The organism is Pseudomonas sp. CC11G (assembly GCF_056174845.1).
In genome coordinates this window covers 1-14,522 of the sequence record NZ_JBWBZC010000003.1, presented here as the reverse complement: position 1 = coordinate 14,522, position 14,522 = coordinate 1, and the positions used below count along the sequence as shown (strand labels likewise).

Below are 14,522 nucleotides of genomic sequence, written 5' to 3'. Positions count from 1 at the left end.
GCGAGGCTAGCGCAGCCCTGTGAACGCTTTAAGTCAGTCGCTGTTGATGGGCAATACGTAGTTTTTGAACTGGGTGTCTTCACGAAAACCAATGGACTCGTACACCTTCTGTGCCACTTCGTTGTTGCTGCTGGTGGACACACGCATGCGCACGGCGTTGGTTTCCTTGGCCATCTTTTTCGCGGTTTGCAGCAGGCGGTCGGCCACCAACTGACGGCGGGCGTCTTCGGCTACGTAGATGTCGTTGAGGATCCACACGCGCTTGAGCGACAGCGACGAATAGCTGGGGTACAGCTGGCAAAAGCCCATCAGCTTGTCTTCGTCGTCGGCCAGGGCCAGGTAAATCACCGACTCTTTGCGGCGCAGACGCACTTCGAGAAATTTGCGCGAGGAGTCCGGAAACGGCAGCTCACCATAGAACTCACGGTATTTGACGAACAACGGCGTCAACAGATCCAGGTGCTCAAGGGTGGCTTGGACAATGCGCATAGTGGCCTCGACTGCAAAGAAATAGGGCGACGCTGGCAATGCCCGCGTTTGCCGAGATGCTGCCTGTGGTCGCTAGAAAGCGCAATCCAAGCAAGCGTTTGATCCGACGTCAGTCATTAGACTTTCGGCGCATCCAGAAGGAAGTTATGGCGCATGTCCGGGGCGTCGTCGCTGCCCAGGCTGTGCACTTCGGCTTCGTCCTTGAGGTTTACGCCGGACAGCTGCCGGCGACAGGCCTCACGCATCAAGTACAGCAGGCGATGCGCCGCCATGCCATAACTCAGGCCCTCCAGGCGCACATTGGAGATGCAATTGCGGTAGGCGTCGGTCAAACCAACCTTGGGCGCATAGGTGAAATACAGGCCCAGGCTGTCTGGCGAACTCAGGCCCGGGCGCTCGCCAATCAGGATCACCACCATCTTGGCATTCAGCAGCTGGCCCACTTCATCGGCCACGGCGACGCGGCCTTGCTCCACCAACACCACCGGTGACAGGCTCCACTTATCGGCCGTGGCCTGTTCTTCCAGGCGCTGCAAAAACGGCAGGCTGTGGCGATGCACGGCCAGGGCAGAAAGGCCGTCGGCAATCACGATGGCCAGGTCGACGCCGCCGGGGTTGGCCTGGGCGTGGTCGCGCAGGATCTGTGCGGACTCGGCATTCAGCTTGCGGCCCAGGTCTGGCCGTTGCAGGTAGCTGTGGCGGTCAGCGGCGGCGCTGTGCAGCAACAGGCTGGGGCGGCCGCGTTCGGCCAGTTGGGCGCTGAGGCCGGCGTGGTCGAAGGGCAGGTGCACCGCGTCGCGGGCCTGGGCGTGGGCGTATTGGAAGTCGAGCTGGGCGTTGGTTGGCAGGCTGGTGCCGGCGCGGCCCAGGGCGATGCGCGCGGGCGTAAGGCGGCGCAGTTCCTGCCAGGGGTTGTCGATGCTGCCCTTGATTTCGTTGTCCATGGTTACGTCCTTAACCGCCAGTGGCAGGTCCTGCTCTAGCCCTTCGTAGGAGCGAGCTTGCTCGCGAAGCTTTTGCCTTGGGAGCGCTAAGAGCTTCGCGAGCAAGCTCGCTCCTACAGGATTTCCGAAAATTAACTCAACTGCGCGAGCGCCTGCCTGAACGCCGGCGGCAACTGCTCGCCAAACCGCACCCGGCCATCGGCTTGGGTAAAGATACCCATGCGCTGCAACCACCCCTCAAACTCCGGCGCCGGGCGCAGGCCCAGGGTTTGCCGGGCGTACAGGGCGTCGTGAAACGAGGTGGTCTGGTAGTTCAGCATGATGTCGTCGGAGCCGGGGATGCCCATGATGAAGTTGATGCCCGCCACCCCGAGCAACGTCAGGAGCATGTCCATATCGTCCTGGTCGGCTTCGGCGTGGTTGGTGTAGCAGATGTCGCAACCCATCGGTACGCCCAGCAGCTTGCCGCAGAAGTGGTCTTCTAATCCTGCGCGAATGATCTGCTTGCCGTTGTACAGGTACTCCGGGCCGATAAAACCGACCACAGTGTTGACCAGGAACGGTTTGAAATGCCGGGCCACGGCGTAGGCCCGCGCTTCGCAGGTTTGCTGGTCGACGCCATGGTGCGCGTTAGCCGACAGCGCGCTGCCCTGGCCGGTTTCGAAGTACATCAGGTTGTTGCCCAGCGTGCCGCGCTTGAGGCTTAGCCCCGCTTCGTAGCCTTCTTGCAGCAACTTCAGGCTGATGCCGAAGCTGGCGTTGGCCGCCTCGGTGCCGGCGATGGACTGAAACACCAGATCCAGCGGCACGCCCCGTTCGATGGCCGCAATCGAGGTGGTGACGTGGGTAAGCACGCAGGCCTGGGTGGGGATTTCGTAGCGCTGAATAATAGCGTCGAGCATTTCCAGCATCGCGCAGATCGAGGCAATGCTGTCGGTGGCCGGGTTGATGCCGATCATGGCGTCGCCGTTGCCGTACAGCAGGCCATCGAGAATGCTCGCGGCAATGCCGGCCGGTTCATCGGTGGGGTGGTTCGGTTGCAGGCGAGTGGAGAGCCGGCCCTGCAAACCCAGCGTGCCGCGGAACTGGGTGACCACGCGGATCTTCTGCGCCACCAACACCAGATCCTGCACACGCATGATCTTAGATACTGCGGCCGCCATCTCTGGCGTCAACCCCGGCGCCAGGGCGCGCAGGCTCGTTTCATTGGCGTGGTCGCTGAGCAGCCAGTCGCGGAAGCCGCCGACGGTGAGGTGGCTGACCGGCGCAAAGGCGGCGGCATCGTGGGTGTCGATGATCAGGCGGGTGACTTCGTCCTGTTCATAAGGGATCAGCGCTTCGTCGAGAAAATGCTTGAGCGGGATATCGGCCAGGGCCATTTGCGCGGCCACGCGTTCGCCGTCATTGCTGGCCGCCACTTCGGCCAGAAAATCGCCGGAGCGCGCCGGGCTGGCTTTGGCCATAACGTCTTTGAGGCTGTCGAAACGGTAGGTTTCGCTGCCAACTGAATGAGAAAAACGGGCCATAGGCACTCCTTCAAAGGCTGCGAGAGCTCATTTGCCATGTTCTGAAACCTTAGCTGGCTCAGCGCATCGCAGATAAGTTCTTGCTGCAAAGACTGGGCCCGCAAAGCGGGCCCAGGTGTATCGGTTAGCAAACTACAACGATCAGATTCCGTTGAGCATGGCATCTGCCGGTGCACTGGCGCGTTGCGCGCCGGTCAGCATGAAGTACACGAAACCTACCGCCATAAAGCCCAAGAAGATCAGGCCGATGGTGACGTTGAAGTACGCCATGGCCACCAGGCACACCACGGCCAGCGCCAGAGCAATGCCCGGCACGATCGGGTAGCCGGGGGCGCGGAAGGTGCGCTCCAGGTTCGGTTCGGTTTTACGCAGTTTGAACAGGCTGAGCATGCTGATGATGTACATCACGATGGCGCCGAATACCGACATGGTGATCATGGCGGCGGTCAGGCTCATGCCTTGCAGGTTGATCAGGCCGTCGCTGTAGATCGCGGCGATGCCGACCAGGCCGCCGGCGATGATGGCGCGGTGCGGGGTCTGGAAACGCGACAGCTTGGCCAGGCCTTTGGGCAGGTAGCCGGCGCGAGCCAGGGCGAAGAACTGACGGGAGTAGCCCAGGATAATGCCGTGGAAACTGGCCACCAGACCGAACAGGCCGATCCACACCAGCATATGCATCCAGCCGGAGTTTTCCCCGACCACGGTTTTCATCGCTTGTGGCAGTGGGTCGTTGATGCCCGACAGTTTGGTCCAGTCGCCAACGCCACCGGCCATGATCATCACGCCAACGGCCAGGAACACCAGGGTCAGAATGCCGCTGATATAGGCTTTTGGAATGGTGCGTTTCGGGTCTTTGGCTTCTTCGGCGGCCATGGCGGCGCCTTCGATGGCCAGGAAGAACCAGATGGCGAAGGGGATGGCGGCGAAGATGCCGGAGATCGATGCGGCGCTGAATTCGTTAGCGCCCGACCAGCCATTCAATACGAAGTTGCTGAAGCTGAAGCCCGGTGCAACCACGCCCATAAACACCAGCAGTTCGGCCACAGCGAGCACGGTAACCACCAGCTCGAAGGTGGCGGCAATGCGTACGCCGAGAATGTTCAGGGTCATGAACACGAAGTACGCGCCTACAGCGGCGTGTTTCGGGTCCAGGCTCGGGAACTGCACATTCAGGTAAGCGCCGATGGCCATGGCAATGGCAGGCGGAGCGAACACGAACTCGATCAGCGTGGCCAGGCCGGCAACCAACCCGGCCTTCTCGCCAAAGGCACGACGTGCATACGCGAACGGGCCGCCGGCGTGGGGAATGGCGGTGGTCAGTTCGGTGAAACTGAAAATAAAGCAGGTGTACATCGCCGCGACCATCAAGGCCGTAACGAGAAAGCCCAACGTGCCTGCGGTTCCCCAACCGTAGCTCCAGCCAAAGTATTCGCCAGAAATCACCAGGCCAACGGCAATCCCCCATAAATGCAGGGTGCCTAGCGTGGGTTTGAGTTGTGTTGTTGTAGTCATGTGAGTACCCGCCCTGAGTGTTGAACAGATCAGAAAGACCGGGGCAATCACGCAACGGGCATGCCATCAGCAACAAAATGTTGCGAGCTACTGGGAAAAGGTCGCGATTGGGGAGGGTGTGGGTCGTTTTTGGTGCAGGGGTGGGAATGACTGATTGGTCGGTGATTTTGGGAGGATAGGGCGGGTGCCGAAATGGTGCGTGCAATGGCCCTCTCCCCCAGCCCCTCTCCCGCGAGCGGGAGAGGGGAGCCAAACCGTGGTCTCGTCAGAAACGCCGATCAGGCCCCCTCTGCCCGCTAGCGGGAGAGGGCTGGGGAGAGGGTTTTAGCTGTTAAAAGAACCCCAACGGATTGATGTCGTAGCTAACGAGCAGGTTTTTAGTCTGCTGGTAATGATCCAACATCATCTTGTGCGTCTCGCGCCCAACTCCCGACTTCTTGTACCCGCCAAACGCCGCATGAGCCGGATACAGGTGGTAGCAGTTGGTCCACACACGCCCGGCTTTAATCGCCCGGCCAACGCGATACGCCCGGTTGATATCCCGTGTCCACAGCCCGGCACCCAGACCAAACTCGGTGTCGTTGGCAATCGCCAGCGCCTCGGCTTCGTCCTTGAACGTGGTCACGCTCACCACCGGGCCAAAGATCTCTTCTTGGAACACGCGCATCTTGTTGTTGCCCTTGAGCAGCGTCGGCTGGATGTAATAGCCCGACGACAAGTCGCCGGCCAGTTGCTCCACCTTGCCGCCGGTGAGCAGCTCGGCGCCTTCGCTTTTGGCGATTTCCAGGTACGAGAGGATTTTGTCGAACTGCTGCTCGGAAGCCTGGGCGCCGACCATGGTGTCGGTGTCCAAAGGGTCGCCGCGTTTGATCTGGGTGATCTTCTTCATCACCTCAGCCATAAACGCTGGGTAGATCGACTCCTGGACCAGCGCCCGCGATGGGCAGGTGCACACTTCGCCCTGGTTGAAGAACGCCAGCACCAGGCCTTCGGCGGCCTTTTCAATAAAGGTCGGCTCGGCCTGCATGATGTCTTCGAAGAAGATATTCGGCGACTTGCCGCCCAGCTCCACGGTGCTCGGAATAATGTTTTCCGCCGCGCATTTCATGATGTGCGAGCCCACCGGCGTGGAGCCGGTAAAGGCGATTTTGGCGATGCGTTTGCTGGTGGCCAGCGCCTCGCCGGCTTCCTTGCCAAAACCTTGCACCACGTTGAGCACGCCTGGCGGCAACAGGTCACCAATCAGCTCCATCAGCACGGCGATACCCAGCGGCGTTTGCTCGGCGGGTTTGAGCACCACGCAGTTGCCGGCCGCCAGGGCCGGGGCGAGTTTCCAGGCGGCCATCAGCAGCGGGAAGTTCCACGGGATGATCTGCCCGACCACGCCCAGCGGTTCGTGGATGTGATACGCCACGGTGTGTTCGGTGATTTCGGAGGCAGAGCCTTCCTGGGCGCGGATGCAGCCGGCGAAGTAGCGGAAGTGGTCGGCCGCCAGGGGGATATCGGCGTTGAGGGTTTCGCGCACGGCTTTGCCGTTGTCCCAGGTTTCGGTTACCGCCAGCAACTCCAGATTGGCTTCGATGCGGTCGGCGATTTTCAGTAGCACCAGGGAGCGGTCCTGGGCGGAGGTTTTACCCCAGGCGTCAGCGGCGGCATGGGCGGCGTCCAGGGCTTTGTCGATGTCTTTGGCAGTGGAGCGGGGAAATTCGGCGATGGCCTTGCCGTTCACAGGCGAAGTGTTGGTGAAGTACTGGCCTTCGACCGGGGCCACGAACTCGCCGTTGATGTAATTGCCGTAGCGGCTCTTGAAGGAAACGATGGCGCCGCTGGTGCCCGGATGTGCGTATTGCATGGTGAAGTTCTCCTGGCTTTTGTGCTTTTGGGGAGTACGCGCCTAAGCGCTGGGTTAAGCGTAGAGCAAGGGCTGCGCCACGCCGGGGCAAATGGCGCAACGCACGGGTGACGGGGGCTTGGCGCTAGCGGCTTGGCGCTGCTTGGCAACTGATGGGCGGTTATGCAACAGCGGCGGTGACAGTTTGTCCCATTCTTGGTACAGCCGCCGCGCGGCGGTCAGGCTATGCTCAGCCGGCCGCGGCAATCCGACGGCACACTGCGGAGAACAATAACAATGCAGAGTCATTTCAACCGTCACACCCAACAGGTGATGACCTTGGCCCAGGGCAAAACTCAGTTCGAGGGCCCGGCGGCCGATCCTTCCATCGCCCGCTCCTGGCTGCGCTGCCTGCAGGACTATCACCTCGACCCCGGCCAGACCATGGCGCCCACCGTGCTCGAACACGGCCGGCTGCTGGAGCGCCGCGAGCAACTGCAGCAGGTGCTGGAAATCGCCAGCGGCGAGATGACCAACCTCTACCAGCAACTGGCCGGCGCCGGCCACGCGGTGCTGCTCACCGATGCCCGCGGCGTCATCCTTAATAGCGTGACCGGCAATGCCGAACGCAAAACCTTCGAGCGCGCCGGGCTGTGGCTGGGTGCCGATTGGAGTGAAGCGTGCGAAGGCACCAATGGCATCGGTACCTGCCTGGTGGAACGTCAGGCGCTGACCATTCACCAGGACGAACATTTTCGCGGCCGGCATACCGGCCTGACCTGCTCGGCCAGCCCGGTGTTCGACTGCCAGGGCGATTTGCTGGCGGTATTGGATGTGTCGTCGGCGCGCCAGGACGTGTCGCGGCAAAGCCAGTTTCACACCATGGCGCTGGTCAACCTGTCGGCCAAGATGATCGAAAGCTGCTACTTCCTGCGCCGCTTCGAAGGGCAGTGGTTGCTGCGCTTTCATTTGCAGGCCGAGTACGTTGGCCTGTTCAGCGAAGGCTTGCTGGCCTTTGATGGGGAAGGGCGGATATCTGCCGTCAACCAGAGCGCCATGACCTGCTCGGCGAAAGCCGCGCGCACCTGATCGGTCAGCCGCTGGAAGCTTTCTTCGACTGCCGCCTGGATGAGCTGCTCGGCCGCTCCAACCTGGCCAGCAGTTGGCCGCTGCGCAGCCACAACGGTCGTGCGCTGTTTGCTCAGCTGCGCGGCGTGGCCAAAAGCCCGGCCGCGTCGGTGAGCCGCCTGACCAGCAAACAACCGGCCGCCGATATTCCCGCCAGCCTGTGCCTGGGCGATGTGGCCTTGCAGGGCGAATTCCGCCGCGCGCTGCGGGTGTTCGAACGCGATGTGCCGCTGCTGATCCATGGCGAAACCGGCACCGGCAAGGAAGCCTTCGCCAAGGCGATTCACCAGGCCAGCTCCCGTTCCGCGCATGCCTTCGTCGCCCTTAACTGCGCGGCCATTCCGGAAAGCCTGATCGAGAGCGAGTTGTTCGGTTATCGCGGCGGCAGTTTTACCGGCGCGCGCAAGGAAGGCATGACCGGCAAGCTGCAGCAGGCCGATGGCGGCACGCTGTTTCTCGATGAAATCGGCGATATGCCGCTGGCCCTGCAAACCCGATTGTTGCGCGTGCTGGAAGACCGTCAGGTGGTGCCGATTGGCGGCACGTCGCAGGCAGTGAATGTGCGGGTGATCAGCGCCACCCACCGGGAATTGGGCGAGCACGTGGCCAACGGCAGTTTCCGTGAAGACCTTTACTACCGCCTGAACGGCCTGGTGCTCAGCCTGCCGCCGCTGCGCGAGCGCAGCGACCGTGAGCAACTGTTGCAGCACCTGCTGGCTGAAGAGGCGCAAGGGCAAACCTTGCGGTTGGATGCCGATGCGCGCCAGGCGCTGCTGGATCATCCATGGCCCGGCAATGTGCGGCAACTGCGCACTGTGCTGCGCACGTTGGCGGCGTTGTGTGAGGGCGAGCGCATCAGCCTGCGGGATTTGCCGGCGGAGTTTCGCCAGCGTTCGCGGCTGCCGGCCATCGTAGTTGAGCAGCCGTTGCATGCGGCGGAACGCAGTACGTTGCTTGCCACGCTTAACCAGCAGCATTGGCATATGAGCAGGACGGCGGAGCAGTTGGGGATTAGCAGGAATACGTTGTATCGGAAGTTGCATAAGCATGGGATTGAGCGGCCGTGATGAGCATTCCCTTCACTATTCTGGATCCCAGCCTGCGCTGGGATGACGGTGGTGAGTGTAAAAACTCCGTCGTCCCAGCGCATGCTGGGACCCAGAATCTCGCAGGTGACGATGCCCGTCGCGGCGAGCCATCACTACCCCCCATCCCCCCGCCTGCGGTAACCTGCCGGCCTGTTTCTCCAGGCGGTTCGAGGTTGTTTATGCACATTCATGTTCTGGGTATTTGCGGCACTTTCATGGGCTCGCTGGCGGTGTTGGCCAAAGAGCTGGGCCACCGGGTGACCGGCTCCGATGCCAACGTGTACCCGCCCATGAGCACCCAGCTGCAAGCCCAGGGCATCGAGTTGATGCAAGGCTACGACCCCTCGCACCTCGACCCCGCGCCCGATCTGGTGGTGGTCGGCAACGCCCTGTCGCGTGGCAACCCGGCCGTCGAGTACGTGCTGAACAAGGGCCTGCCCTATGTGTCCGGCCCGCAGTGGCTCGCCGACCATGTATTGCAAGGTCGCTGGGTATTGGCGGTGGCCGGCACCCACGGCAAAACCACCACCAGCTCGATGCTGGCCTGGGTGCTGGACATGCCGGCATGAGCCCGGGCTTTCTGATTGGCGGCGTGCCACAGAACTTTGCCGTGTCGGCGCGCCTCGGTGGTACGCCGTTTTTTGTGGTCGAGGCCGACGAGTACGACAGCGCCTTCTTCGACAAGCGTTCGAAGTTCGTTCACTACCGCCCGCGCACCGCCATCCTCAATAACCTTGAATTCGATCACGCCGATATCTTCCCCGACCTCGCCGCCATCGAGCGTCAGTTCCACCACCTGGTGCGCACCATTCCCAGCGAAGGCCTGGTGATTTACCCGATCGCCGAAACCGCGCTCAAGCGCGTGATCGACATGGGCTGTTGGACCCCGGTGCAAACCACCGGCGAGGGCGCGCAATGGCAGGCGAAATTGCTCAGCCCCGACGGCTCGAAATTTGAAGTGAGTTTTGAAGGCGTGGCCCAGGGCGTGGTCGACTGGCCGCTCACCGGCCAGCACAACGTGGCCAATGCCTTGGTCTGCCTGGCCGCCGCCCGCCATGTGGGCGTAGTGCCGGCGCAGGGCGTGGAAGCCTTGAGCGCGTTCAAGAACGTAAAGCGGCGCATGGAGAAGGTGGCCGAGGTGAAAGGCGTGACCATCTACGACGACTTCGCCCACCCCACCGCAATCGCCACAACCCTGGACGGCCTGCGCAAGCGCGTGGGCGATGCCAAGGTGATCGCCATTATCGAACCGCGCTCCAACTCGATGAAGCTCGGGGCACACCGCGATGGTTTGCCGGATTCGGTGACGCAGGCCGATCAGGTTTACTGTTCGCGCCGCCGAACCTCGGCTGGGACTTGGGCGCGACCACCGCCAGCTGCACCGTGCCCTCGCAGGTGTGTGATTCGCTGGAAGCCATCATTGCCGCCGTCAAAGCCCAGGCCACGCCGGGCACGCAAGTGGTGGTGATGAGCAACGGCGGCTTTGGCGGCTGCACGGCAAACTCGCAGCGGCGCTGGAGGGCTGACATATGAATGGTCCTGAACGCGTCACCCTGGCCATGACCGGCGCTTCCGGCGCGCAATACGGCCTGCGTTTGCTTGACTGCCTGGTGCAGGAAGACCGCGAGGTGCACTTTCTGATTTCCAAGGCTGCGCAGTTGGTGATGGCCACCGAAACCGACGTCACCCTGCCGGCCAAGCCGCAAGCCATGCAGCAGTTTCTCAGCGAATACACAGGTGCTGCGGCGGGGCAGATTCGTGTGTATGGCAAGGAAGACTGGATGGCGCCCGTGGCCTCCGGCTCCGGCGCGCCGGGGCGATGGTGGTGGTGCCGTGTTCGACCGGCACGCTGTCGGCGATTGCCACCGGGGCCTGCAACAACCTGATCGAGCGCGCCGCCGATGTGGCGTTGAAAGAACGCCGGCAGCTGATTCTGGTGCCGCGTGAGGCGCCGTTCTCCAGCATTCATCTGGAGAACATGCTCAAGCTGTCGAATATGGGCGCGGTAATTCTGCCGGCGGCGCCGGGTTTTTATCATCAGCCGCAGACCATCGACGACCTGATCGACTTCGTGGTCGCGCGCATTCTCAACGTGCTGAATATTCCCCAGGACATGCTGCCGCGCTGGGGCGAGCACCATTTGACCAGCGATGAATAACGTCACGCGCGGCGTCGTGCTGGTGCTGCTGGCGGTGCAGTTGTTTGGCTGCGCCACCTCACGCACCTTGAACGCTGCCAAGCCGGGCGCGCCGGTGGTGTATGCCGGTACGCGGCTGGACTGGTACAGCCTGAACGGCGGGTGCTGCCCGCTGGACCGCTTTGGGGCTGAAGCGCCGAAGTATGCCGGGCTGGATCTGCCGGCCAGTGCGTTGCTCGACACCTTGCTGTTGCCGCTGTCGTTGGCGGCGGCGATAGGGTTTTCGCTGGGGATTAGCGGGGGATTGTAGAGCTGCGCTCGACGTTGAATTCTGGGCCCCTGCCTGCGCAGGGGCGACGGAGATATAAGCTAAAACTTCCGTCGTTCCGAATCGTCGGACCGCCGCGCAGGCGGGAATCCAGAATCTTGGGGGAGACGCCGATCCCCGCCGTTATTCCGCCCACCCCGAATACACATACGTCATCGGCCTCGGCCCCTTCAAATACCGACTCTGCAACTCGCCAATCCGAAACCCGCCCGCGCAGATCAGCTCGGGAATATCGCGGTTCAAATGGCACCCACCGGCCAGCGGTTTCCAGATCGGCGTCAGGCGGTTTTGCCAGCGCAGCACGGGTAAGTCCGGCGCCTTGCCATGTTCGCAAAACCACAGCCGGCCACCGGGTTTCAGCACCCGGCGCATTTCTTTGAGGGCGGCCACCGCATCAGGAATCGTGCAGAGGGTGAAGGTGCACACGATGCTGTCGAAACTTGCCTCGGGCGCCTGAATCTGGCCCAGCTCCAGGGCAATCATTTCCACCGGAATGCTGATACGCGTCGCGCGCTCGCGGGCCAGGGCCTGCATATCGGCGGACGGGTCGACGCCGACAATTTCTGCACCTTGGCCGGGTCGTAGAACTCAAGGTTAAGCCCGCTGCCGATGCCAATCTCCAGCACCCGGCCGTGGGCCTGGGGCACGATTTGCGAGCGCGCCTTCATCACCGCGCCCATGCCGCAGGCGAGGTCGATCAGGTGGGGGAGGATGTGGCGGTCGTAGAAGCCCATGGACAACACTCCTTGTTGGGTGCTCGCAAGATCAACAGCATCGCGGCTGAAGCCGCTCCCACAATGGATTGAGGTCTCCTGTGGGAGAGGCTTTAGCCTCGATGCTTTTAAAGTTCCGCTACGTCATCTTCCGGCGTGTCGTCATCGGCATCCGAGTTATCGGCATTGATGCCCGCCAGCAACTTCAGCTCATGGCTGCCCTTGTCGTCGTTGATGCTCCAGCTATCCGTCGCGGCGTTGTGTTTGGCGGCGGCAATCTGTTCATGGCTGAACTGCCATTTACGCAGCTCGCGCCCGTCCATGCATTCGATGCGCAACGCCGGACCTGGGTGCGCCGGATCGCTGTGCAATTCGAATTGCCAGGCATACAGGTTGTTGATTTCCAGCATGTCGGCGGTTTTCAGGACGGTCAGCAAGCTCATGGGTTCTCTCAGGCAATAACGAAACAAGCGGCCATAGTGGCCGCTCGTTTAGCGATAGACAACGGTTAGCGGCCGAGCCGACGCAGCTCGTCCGACTCCACAATCCGCACGCCTTCACCATCTTCCAGCGCCAGACGCCACAGCGCGCGGGCCAGGGTGCAGGCGGGAATGCCGCGGTATTTGCCCGGCACCCAACGCATGACGGTGGCCAGCAAGCGCTCGCCGAAACGCGGTTCGATGCGGTCGCCGATCAATAGCGAAGGGCGGGCGATGGTCAGTTGCGGCCAGTTCTGCGCGATCAGTGCCTGCTCCACTTCGCCCTTCACCCGGTTATAAAACACCGACGATTTCGGGTTGGCGCCCATGGCACTGATCAGCAGGAAATGCCGCGCGCCCAAATCCCGCGCGCGCTGGCTGACGGCCAGCACCATGTCGTAGTCCACGGCGCGAAAGGCTTCCTGCGAGCCGGCCTGCTTGATGGTGGTGCCCAGGCAGCAAAAGGCGATGTCCTGTTTGCCGCCGAGCATCGGCAGCAGGGTCAGCAGTTCACCTTGCGGGTTATCCAGGTGAGTGTGCTCGGCCAGGGCTCGGCGCGTCGGGGCCAGCACGCGCTGCACCGTGGGTTCGCTGAGCAAACGGTCGAGCAGGTGTTCGCCGGTCAGGCCAGTGGCGCCGGTGAGCAGGATATTTTGCGGGGTCAAATACATGGCTGTAGTCCCTCCTGGAGTCACAACAACCTGAGTTTAGTTGTTGCCGGCTGCTTTGCTGGCAGTCGCCGTCAACGCCTGCTTGGCCTGGCTCTCGCGCAACTGTCGCCAGTGTGCAAGCACGCCCTTGGGGGCCCAGATCTGTGGCTCCGATGGTTCGAAATCGTCTTCCTGCTCGCGCTTGGCCACACTGGCCTTGGCTTGCTCGAAGGCGCGTTCGAGGTCATCGGTGGTGCTCAACGCTTCGGCAAATAGTGCCCGGCCGAAATAGGTGAAGTCAGCTTCGTCAGAGCAGCCGAACGAGGTTCGGTCACTGCGCGCCGCCGTCATCACCAGCGTCTTGTCATCCTTGAGTTCAGGGATGAAGCCACCGGAAAAGCATGCCGATACGACTACCACTTTGTAATGACTCTTTAGTGGCAAAAGCAGTTCCGCGAATTCGCTGGCGGGCATATTGGCAAGCTCCAGACCCGGCTGTACCAGGCTGAGTTGGTGGTCGCGCGAGCCATGGCTTGTAAGGTAGATGAACACCATGTCTTCCGGCCCTGATCGTTCGGCCAGTACCTTCACGGCGCGGCGCAGGTTTTCCCGGGTGGCCAGGGGGCGGTCGAGCATATGGTCGCGGTGATTCACCAGGGTGATCTGGCCATGGGCGCCAAAACGTTCGCGCAGCAGGTTGCTGACGTAGTCGGCCTCGCGCAGAAACACGCTTTGCTCGCCGTCACCAGCCAGGGTCAGGCTGTACAGCTCGACGGCGGGTGTGGACGGCGGCACAGCGGCCAACGCTTGGTCGAGGAGTTTGCCTTGTTCCAGCAGGCCGACTTCCAGCGGGTCGGGCAGGGCCTTGCCCTGGGCGTCGCGCACCAGCGCGCCGTTTTGCCAGGTGCCGGTCTGGGTGGTGCCGTCAGCGGCGGTCAACGTACCGATGCCGTCGTATTCACCATGGGCGAAATGGCCCTGGTAGCGGCTGCCGTCGGCCAGCTTCAACAGGCCCTCGCCGTGGGAGCGCCATTGGTTGAACTGGCCTTCGTAGTGACTGCCATCGGCGCCGTCGAACTGACCTTTGCCGGCGAAGCGACCGTTGGCAAAGGTGCCGAGCCAGATATCGCCATCGGCGGTTTCATAGCGGCCTTTGCCTTCGAAATTGGAGTTCTTGAAACCGCCGACATAGGTGTCGCCGTCTTTGCTTTTATAGGTGCCTTCGCCGTTCACCTTGTCGTTCTTGAAGGTGCCGGTGAGCTGGGTGTCATCTTTGCTGCTGGCCGTGCCAGCGCCGTTGGGCTCGCCTTTGTTGAAGCTGCCTTCAAAGCTGCTGCCATCGGCGCGCTGCAATTTGCCGATGCCGTGGTAGAGGTCGGCCTTGAACTCGCCCTGGTAAGTGTCGCCGCCTTTGATCTTCAGCTTGCCGACGCCGTCTTTGAGCCCGGCCTTGAAGCCGCCTTCGTAGCGGCTGCCTTCGCTGTAAGTCAGCGTGCCTGGCCGCCAAAGTCGCCGGCCACGAAGCCGCCGATGTAGTGGGTGCCGTCGGCGTGCTGCAGTTCGCCCTGGCCTTCCATCTGGCCATCTTTGAAAGCGCGGCGTACCAGCTGCCGTTCGGGTAATCGATACGGCCTGCCTTGCAGCAGCCGTCGACCACGTCGCCACGGAAGCGGCCGCCGTCGGTAGCACGGCATTGG

General features: G+C 62.2%; 8 protein-coding genes and 6 pseudogenes. 5 read left to right on the top strand and 9 right to left on the bottom strand.

Annotation, left to right across the window (positions count from 1 at the left end; genetic code table 11):
• Positions 1 to 33: 33 nt before the first annotated feature.
• From AC0V2S_RS04780 to exaC, 5 genes are all read right to left on the bottom strand, one after another.
• Positions 34 to 489, bottom strand: coding sequence for a GNAT family N-acetyltransferase (locus tag AC0V2S_RS04780; protein ID WP_108098881.1), 456 nt, complete (start codon positions 487 to 489; stop codon positions 34 to 36).
• 116 nt (positions 490 to 605) lie between these two features.
• The gene (gene eutC, locus AC0V2S_RS04775) at positions 606 to 1,433 is read right to left on the bottom strand and encodes an ethanolamine ammonia-lyase subunit EutC (RefSeq protein WP_475508740.1); all 828 of its coding nucleotides are present in this window, start codon (positions 1,431 to 1,433) and stop codon (positions 606 to 608) included.
• Between the two features lie 131 nt (positions 1,434 to 1,564).
• Positions 1,565 to 2,959 (bottom strand): ethanolamine ammonia-lyase subunit EutB, encoded by a 1,395-nt coding sequence (locus AC0V2S_RS04770; RefSeq protein ID WP_475508739.1) that lies wholly within the window; start codon positions 2,957 to 2,959, stop codon positions 1,565 to 1,567.
• A gap of 141 nt (positions 2,960 to 3,100) precedes the next feature.
• Positions 3,101 to 4,471 carry an ethanolamine permease gene (gene eat / locus AC0V2S_RS04765; protein ID WP_475508738.1) on the bottom strand — a complete coding sequence of 457 codons (1,371 nt, stop codon included), beginning with the start codon at positions 4,469 to 4,471 and terminating at the stop codon, positions 3,101 to 3,103.
• Between the two features lie 331 nt (positions 4,472 to 4,802).
• Positions 4,803 to 6,323 (bottom strand): acetaldehyde dehydrogenase ExaC, encoded by a 1,521-nt coding sequence (exaC, locus tag AC0V2S_RS04760; RefSeq protein ID WP_475508737.1) that lies wholly within the window; start codon positions 6,321 to 6,323, stop codon positions 4,803 to 4,805.
• A 276-nt stretch (positions 6,324 to 6,599) separates the two neighbouring features.
• On the opposite strand from exaC, the pseudogene AC0V2S_RS04755 reads away from it, so the two are divergent.
• From AC0V2S_RS04755 to AC0V2S_RS04735, 5 genes and pseudogenes are all read left to right on the top strand, one after another.
• Positions 6,600 to 7,523 (top strand): annotated as a pseudogene (locus AC0V2S_RS04755) (sigma-54-dependent Fis family transcriptional regulator); the annotation flags it as partial.
• A gap of 65 nt (positions 7,524 to 7,588) precedes the next feature.
• Positions 7,589 to 8,497 (top strand): annotated as a pseudogene (locus tag AC0V2S_RS04750) (sigma-54-dependent Fis family transcriptional regulator); the annotation flags it as partial.
• 200 nt (positions 8,498 to 8,697) lie between these two features.
• Positions 8,698 to 10,044 (top strand): annotated as a pseudogene (mpl, locus tag AC0V2S_RS04745) (UDP-N-acetylmuramate:L-alanyl-gamma-D-glutamyl-meso-diaminopimelate ligase).
• Between the two features lie 3 nt (positions 10,045 to 10,047).
• Positions 10,048 to 10,676: pseudogene (gene ubiX / locus AC0V2S_RS04740) on the top strand (flavin prenyltransferase UbiX).
• Positions 10,669 to 10,965 carry a YceK/YidQ family lipoprotein gene (locus tag AC0V2S_RS04735; protein WP_475508736.1) on the top strand — a complete coding sequence of 99 codons (297 nt, stop codon included), beginning with the start codon at positions 10,669 to 10,671 and terminating at the stop codon, positions 10,963 to 10,965. The pseudogene ubiX and the gene AC0V2S_RS04735 overlap by 8 nt, the downstream one beginning before the upstream one ends.
• A gap of 141 nt (positions 10,966 to 11,106) precedes the next feature.
• On the opposite strand, the pseudogene AC0V2S_RS04730 reads toward AC0V2S_RS04735, so the two are convergent.
• The 4 genes and pseudogenes from AC0V2S_RS04730 to AC0V2S_RS04715 form a co-directional block, all read right to left on the bottom strand.
• A pseudogene (locus tag AC0V2S_RS04730) lies at positions 11,107 to 11,717 on the bottom strand (class I SAM-dependent methyltransferase).
• A 107-nt stretch (positions 11,718 to 11,824) separates the two neighbouring features.
• Positions 11,825 to 12,139 carry a DUF5629 family protein gene (locus tag AC0V2S_RS04725; protein ID WP_475508735.1) on the bottom strand — a complete coding sequence of 105 codons (315 nt, stop codon included), beginning with the start codon at positions 12,137 to 12,139 and terminating at the stop codon, positions 11,825 to 11,827.
• Positions 12,140 to 12,204: 65 nt separating this feature from the next.
• On the bottom strand, positions 12,205 to 12,846 hold the full coding sequence (locus AC0V2S_RS04720) for an oxidoreductase (protein WP_475508734.1): 642 nt from the start codon (positions 12,844 to 12,846) through the stop codon (positions 12,205 to 12,207).
• A 36-nt stretch (positions 12,847 to 12,882) separates the two neighbouring features.
• Positions 12,883 to 14,522 (bottom strand): annotated as a pseudogene (locus tag AC0V2S_RS04715) (C13 family peptidase); the annotation flags it as partial.

Excerpts from the sequence above, each read along its gene's own strand:
- eat (WP_475508738.1), bottom strand. The coding sequence starts at position 4,471 with ATGACTACAACAACACAACTCAAACCCACGCTAGGCACCCTGCATTTA.
- eutC (WP_475508740.1), bottom strand. The coding sequence starts at position 1,433 with ATGGACAACGAAATCAAGGGCAGCATCGACAACCCCTGGCAGGAACTG.
- exaC (WP_475508737.1), bottom strand. The coding sequence starts at position 6,323 with ATGCAATACGCACATCCGGGCACCAGCGGCGCCATCGTTTCCTTCAAG.
- AC0V2S_RS04735 (WP_475508736.1), top strand. The coding sequence starts at position 10,669 with ATGAATAACGTCACGCGCGGCGTCGTGCTGGTGCTGCTGGCGGTGCAG.
- AC0V2S_RS04720 (WP_475508734.1), bottom strand. The coding sequence starts at position 12,846 with ATGTATTTGACCCCGCAAAATATCCTGCTCACCGGCGCCACTGGCCTG.
- AC0V2S_RS04725 (WP_475508735.1), bottom strand. The coding sequence starts at position 12,139 with ATGAGCTTGCTGACCGTCCTGAAAACCGCCGACATGCTGGAAATCAAC.
- AC0V2S_RS04770 (WP_475508739.1), bottom strand. The coding sequence starts at position 2,959 with ATGGCCCGTTTTTCTCATTCAGTTGGCAGCGAAACCTACCGTTTCGAC.
- AC0V2S_RS04780 (WP_108098881.1), bottom strand. The coding sequence starts at position 489 with ATGCGCATTGTCCAAGCCACCCTTGAGCACCTGGATCTGTTGACGCCG.